This window comes from Nitrosomonas sp., assembly GCF_040256045.1.
Lineage (GTDB): Bacteria > Pseudomonadota > Gammaproteobacteria > Burkholderiales > Nitrosomonadaceae > Nitrosomonas.
This window is the reverse complement of the sequence record NZ_JBDZWD010000079.1, coordinates 1-5,498: the sequence shown is the minus strand read 5'-3', so window position 1 is coordinate 5,498 and position 5,498 is coordinate 1. Positions and strand designations below refer to the sequence as shown.

Annotated in this window: 8 protein-coding genes; 6 read left to right on the top strand and 2 right to left on the bottom strand. The window is 50.4% G+C overall.

Annotated features, from left to right (window positions below; all coding sequences use genetic code 11):
- Window positions 1–299, top strand: a 299-nt coding sequence (locus ABUL11_RS10815; RefSeq protein ID WP_350283860.1) for a transposase, incomplete at its 5' end; no start/stop codon positions are given.
- Between the two features lie 6 nt (window positions 300–305).
- A complete protein-coding gene (locus ABUL11_RS10810) occupies window positions 306–893 on the top strand; it encodes an MBL fold metallo-hydrolase RNA specificity domain-containing protein (RefSeq protein WP_396957141.1) in 588 nt (195 codons plus the stop codon).
- 58 nt (window positions 894–951) lie between these two features.
- Here the strand turns inward: ABUL11_RS10810 and ABUL11_RS10805 are convergent, their stop codons facing one another.
- On the bottom strand, window positions 952–1,260 hold the full coding sequence (locus ABUL11_RS10805; protein WP_350283859.1) for a c-type cytochrome: 309 nt from the start codon (window positions 1,258–1,260) through the stop codon (window positions 952–954).
- A gap of 167 nt (window positions 1,261–1,427) precedes the next feature.
- On the opposite strand from ABUL11_RS10805, the gene xth reads away from it, so the two are divergent.
- A complete protein-coding gene (gene xth, locus ABUL11_RS10800) occupies window positions 1,428–2,192 on the top strand; it encodes an exodeoxyribonuclease III (RefSeq protein WP_350283858.1) in 765 nt (254 codons plus the stop codon).
- Window positions 2,193–2,255: 63 nt separating this feature from the next.
- On the top strand, window positions 2,256–3,368 hold the full coding sequence (gene ald, locus ABUL11_RS10795) for an alanine dehydrogenase (protein WP_350283857.1): 1,113 nt from the start codon (window positions 2,256–2,258) through the stop codon (window positions 3,366–3,368).
- A gap of 66 nt (window positions 3,369–3,434) precedes the next feature.
- Here the strand turns inward: ald and ABUL11_RS10790 are convergent, their stop codons facing one another.
- A complete protein-coding gene (locus ABUL11_RS10790; protein WP_502890046.1) occupies window positions 3,435–3,959 on the bottom strand; it encodes a CreA family protein in 525 nt (174 codons plus the stop codon).
- Between the two features lie 79 nt (window positions 3,960–4,038).
- On the opposite strand from ABUL11_RS10790, the gene ABUL11_RS10785 reads away from it, so the two are divergent.
- Window positions 4,039–4,212 (top strand): hypothetical protein, encoded by a 174-nt coding sequence (locus tag ABUL11_RS10785; RefSeq protein WP_350283856.1) that lies wholly within the window; start codon window positions 4,039–4,041, stop codon window positions 4,210–4,212.
- Between the two features lie 81 nt (window positions 4,213–4,293).
- The coding region (locus ABUL11_RS10780; protein ID WP_350283855.1) for a YihY family inner membrane protein at window positions 4,294–5,498 on the top strand (1,205 nt) is incomplete at its 3' end.

Sequence of the window (5,498 nt, the reverse complement as noted above, 5' to 3'; positions counted from 1 at the left end):
GAAAAACCACTAACCAGATCAACAAATTGCAGGTTGTTCAGGGCAGACTCATTACTCCCCTCAGGAAAAACATGAGGCCTGTGCCCCGTACCAGCTTCGAGAAAGCCATCCTGCGTCGTCGTTCCCTGATCGAGACTGTCTTCGATGAATTGAAGAATCTTTGCCAGATCGAGCATACCCGACACCGCTCTCTCTTCAATTTTATCGTTAACCTAATGGCTGGTATCGTCGCTTACTGTTTGTCCGATAACAAACCAACCTTGAATCTGATCAGAGTCAATAGCTTGGCTCAACCCTGAGGGCTTATCCCGAACTCAGGTTATGTAGATTCACCCATGGCGCTGGCCGCTACGGAAATCACGCTCAATCACAGTGAACTGCTCGACAAAGAAACCATCGACACCATCCAATGGCACCGCCAGCATAATGAAAACCTGCGCATCCATTTTGTGCAGGAAGTCGAGGATTCGATCCGGCTCAACCATACCCGATCCGGTGCAATCATCATTTCCGCCAGCGGGATGTGTGATGCCGGACGCATCAAATATCATCTGAAATATAACCTGCCCAGACCCGAATGCAGTATTTTGTTCACCGGCTTTCAGGCAGCAGGGACACTGGGGCGCAGGCTGGTAGATGGCAGCAAGAATGTCCGCATTTTCGGAGAACAGATTCCCGTGCGTGCATCGATCCATACCGTCGGCGGGCTCTCTGCCCATGCCGATCAGCAGGATTTGCTGGACTGGCTGAGAGGATTCAGCCGACCGCCCCTAAAAACTTTTGTCGTTCATGGCGAACCCGGTAATGCCGAAGCTTTTGCTGAGGCCGTCCGGGAACAACTGAAGTGGCCAATAAGTATTCCTCAGCGCGGGACAACTGAACGACTGGACTGATTCCATCCTCACTGGAAAATGGAATCAGTGGTTTCGTTACCAGTTTCTCTTCTGGAAATTACTTGGTTTTGCTGTTTGCCAGAATGAATTCAGCCAAACGCTGTGCCGGTTCACCGGTAATATTGGGGAAGGAACTCATTGTCATACCCCCTTTATTAACCTTCTCGATAATGGCTTCTTTGGTGGTCATCTTGGAACTGAGAATCATCACCTTGCCATCTGTTTCCGGTTTATGGCATTTGGTACAGTTCGCATAAAAAATATCTTCGCCGCTGGCATCAGCCGATGGTGTGTAAGTGTCCGTTTTCGCACAGCCCGCCAATCCAATTACCGCAGAAACCGCCAACAATCCGATCATTTTGTTCATTTTTCTCTCTCCATTTGACAAGGCTCGTCATTATAGCCGCTATCTGCGCTGACTTAATCATCGCTGCAACATCATGCCGTGCGTTTACAAGAATTGGTGATAGTATTTCCAGCTCAGTTGCCTGCGTAACCGTTGAAAAATAAACTCTCTCTGCATCAGAACAGCTCATGAAAATTGCCACGTGGAACGTCAACTCACTCAAGGTTCGATTACAACAAGTGATCGACTGGCTGAATCTCAATCAGCCGGATATATTGTGCCTGCAGGAAACCAAGCTTCAGGATGAATTCTTCCCGGTAGATGCCATTGCACAAGCAGGTTATCACTCGATCTACATCGGGCAGAAAACATACAACGGCGTAGCGTTGCTGAGTAAAGAAACGGGGGAAGATATTTGTACAGCATTGCCCGGCCTCGATAGTGCCCAGAAAAGGCTGATCGCAGCAACTTACGGAGATTTACGCGTTATTTGTGCTTACGTGCCGAATGGCGAGCATGTGGACTCGGAAAAATACATTTATAAACTGGAGTGGCTATCGCAATTGAATCACTTTCTGCAGCAGCAACGGGCATGTTACGGAAAAGTAGCACTGTTGGGGGACTTCAATATTGCCCCGGAAGATCGTGATGTCTATGATCCAGAAGCCTGGCGAGGACAAGTGCTGTGCAGTGAACCGGAGCGGCAGGCTTTTCGCGGATTACTGGATACCGGATTCATTGACAGTTTCCATCTGTTCGAACAGCCGGAAAAAACTTACACCTGGTGGGATTATCGTATGATGGCTTTCCGCCGCAACCGGGGATTACGCATCGATCATATTTTGCTGAGTCATGAAATGGCGGATCGCTGCACTACCTGGCAAGTAGACAAGGTACCCAGAAAACTGGAACGGCCGTCAGATCATGCGCCGGTACTGGTGGAGTTGATGTGAGCATCAGGGTCGCAGCATTTACAGTTTAACAAATCAAAATTGTATGAAAGGTTCAGGGCGTAAATGATTATCGGATTACCCAAAGAAACGAAAACAGATGAGTATCGGGTTGGACTGACCCCTGGCAGCGTGCACACACTGGTCGGACACGGGCACCGGGTTCTGGTCGAAACCGGAGCGGGATCAGGCAGCGTGATTTCCGACCAGGACTACCGTGCTGCCGGGGCAGAAATCGTTGCCCATGCCGAAGATGCCTGGGCAGCGGAGTTGGTGGTCAAGGTAAAAGAGCCCACTGAACCAGAATACCAGTACTTGCGGAAAGATCTGCTGCTGTTCACCTATCTGCATCTGGCTTCGAACAGAACTTTGACTGAAAAACTGCTCGCCACTGGTGTCAGTGCGATTGCCTATGAAACTGTACAAACCGCATCAGGCGCACTACCACTACTGACTCCCATGAGCGAGGTAGCCGGACGAATGGCCGTGCAGATCGGTGCAACCTATCTGCTGAAAACACAAGGTGGTCGGGGTGTTCTGATGGGTGGTGTGCCGGGAGTCGCTCCCGCTAACGTGGTCATTCTCGGCGCAGGCGTAGTCGGTGCCAATGCCGCAACTGTCGCTGCCGGCATGGGTGCGATGGTAACGACACTGGATATCAATCACGATCGCCTGAAAGCGCTGGATGACCGTTTCTCCGGCCGACTGCAAACTCGCTACTGCGATACGGTCAACGTACGCCAGGCCGTTTATGAGGCCGATCTTGTCATCGGTGCGATTTTGATTCCCGGTGGACGCTCGCCCTGGCTGGTGACGCGAGAAATGTTGCCACAAATGCGCACAGGATCAGTGATCGTTGATGTAGCGGTCGACCAAGGAGGATGCGTAGAAACGACTCGCCCCACCACACACAGCAATCCCATTTTTGAAGTCAATGGCGTGCTACATTACTGCGTTGCCAATATGCCGGGCGCAGTACCGCGAACCAGCACTTTTGCACTGAACAATCAGACCGCCAGTTATGTTGCCATGCTGGCAAACAATGGACTGGCCGCCTTACGGAATAACCAAACACTGATGAACGGCCTCAACACCCATCGCGGACAAGTAACCCATCCGGCAGTAGCGGAAGCCTTCGGGCTGCCCTACGCATCTCCCCTGGAAGCATTGATTGTCTAAAAAATAAAAACAAAGCACTCAGCTCGTAGTAGTTGCACTGCCAACCTCGAGTGGCTTTGTTGAAATTTAATGCCAGGGCATGATCGGAATTACTGAAATACTGTTTTGTGGTGAACCCTCAATGACGCGATCACTATAGGTGAGATAAATCAAAACGTTGCGTTTGGCATCATAGAAACGCACCACCTGCAGGGTTTTGAACAGTAACGATGTGTTTTTCTTGAATACTTCATCACCATCCGCTTTACCGTTTTTTATCTTCTCCGAAAGTACGATCGGCCCCGTCTGGCGGCAGGCGATAGAGGCATCCGATTTATCTTCAGCCACCCCCACCGTACCGCTTATCCCGCCGGTTTTTGCCCGGCTCAGATAACACGTTGCACCGGCCACTGCCGGATCATCAAAAGCCTCCACCACGATTTTGTCATTGGCACCTAGAAACTTGAACCGAGTCGATACACTGCCGATGTTCTCTGCCAGCGATGGCAGCGAATATGAAGTGATAACCATCGCCACCCCGCTCAACAATCCCCGTTTTGCCCAACCTGCAAAATCAATCCGGCCAGCTTTCTTGTTTGCCTCGTGTTTCATGGTAACTCTCCTGTTTTCAATAGCAATATGATGACAAAATGATAATCCTGAAATTTTTAGAATCATATAACACCGCCTCATGATACAGGTTGAATATGGCCTTATACCCGAACTTCGGATTTTACAAATCCGGATACCGGTAGCCAGTTACGCCAGTCCACTACTCCTGTTCAATCAGGCAGATAAGCTGGCCGACAAGACAGAGTATGTCGCTGATCCGCCAGCTGACACTCAACAATGGAATAATCGATGACGTGCAGCATGCTAATTAATAAGGAAGCAATTATCCACATGATGCAAACTCAAGCGAATATTGTATCGGTACCTATCTGATATGAATCAGGCCACACTTGGAAATCGATTGCGTCGCTTCATCATGAACCGTTTTGATTTTCCTGCACGATCTATTGTCGTGACACTAAGGCAACGCCTCCGTAAGGACCAACTGGGGTTGACAGCCGGATCCCTCGCTTTCACCACTTTACTGGCACTGGTACCGTTATTTGTTCTGGCGTTATCCGTCTTCACAGCATTCCCCGCCTTCGGCCATCTCGAAGAAGAACTGCAACAGTGGCTGATTGAAAATCTAATTCCAAACAGTATTGCCGAACAGGTGATGAACTATTTGACACAGTTTGCAGGTAAGGCGCAACAGCTTGGAATAATCGGCCTGGCCGGTCTGATGGCCGTTGCCATTTTTCTGATGCTGACAATCGACAAGACACTCAACCGGATTTGGCACGCCAGTCAAAAGCGGCTGCTCGGTCAGCGCATTCTGATGTATCTGGCAGCAATCACGTTTGGTCCGCTGGCACTGGGAATCAGCCTAGCTACCACATCGTCTCTCGTGACAGTTTCCCGCGGCTGGTTACCTTCCCTGCCGGGCAGCATTGATTTTGCACTCGCCAGTATTCACTTCCTTATCATGACGAGTGGCATCACCCTGCTCTACCGCTTCATACCCAATATGCCGGTATTGTGGAAACATGCGCTCACTGGCGCAGTATTCGCCAGCTTCTTTCTGAGTCTGGCACGGCAAGGGTTGGGGTTGTATCTGTCCTTTATGCCGAGCTATTCCATTATTTACGGTACCTTCGCTACCTTACCGATCTTTCTGCTGTGGATCTACATGGCGTGGCTGATCGTACTGCTGGGCGCGGTCATTGCCGCGTATCTGCCCAGCCTGCTATCAGGCGCACTACATCGTGACAACAAACCCGGATGGAAATTTCAACTCGCGATCGACGTACTGCAGATCCTGGCACAAGCACGCATAGCTACAGCGCGTGGCCTAACACGTACTCAGCTAACGCAAGCGCTGCAGACAGATGTATCGCAGCTGACGCCTGTATTGAATGTATTGATCGAGCTGGACTGGATCGGCGAACTTATCGCCCGAAATAAAAATGACGAGCCACGCCTGTTGCTGCTGGTAGATCCCAGTCAGATACTGCTATCGCCACTGATCGAACATCTGCTGCTGGCGTCCGGTCAGGCATTCGAAGCTATCTGGAACGACAAACCATTACGCGACATCAC

Excerpts from the sequence above, each read along its gene's own strand:
- xth (WP_350283858.1), top strand. The coding sequence starts at position 1,428 with ATGAAAATTGCCACGTGGAACGTCAACTCACTCAAGGTTCGATTACAA.
- ABUL11_RS10790 (WP_502890046.1), bottom strand. The coding sequence starts at position 3,959 with ATGAAACACGAGGCAAACAAGAAAGCTGGCCGGATTGATTTTGCAGGT.
- ABUL11_RS10805 (WP_350283859.1), bottom strand. The coding sequence starts at position 1,260 with ATGAACAAAATGATCGGATTGTTGGCGGTTTCTGCGGTAATTGGATTG.
- ABUL11_RS10785 (WP_350283856.1), top strand. The coding sequence starts at position 4,039 with ATGATACAGGTTGAATATGGCCTTATACCCGAACTTCGGATTTTACAA.
- ald (WP_350283857.1), top strand. The coding sequence starts at position 2,256 with ATGATTATCGGATTACCCAAAGAAACGAAAACAGATGAGTATCGGGTT.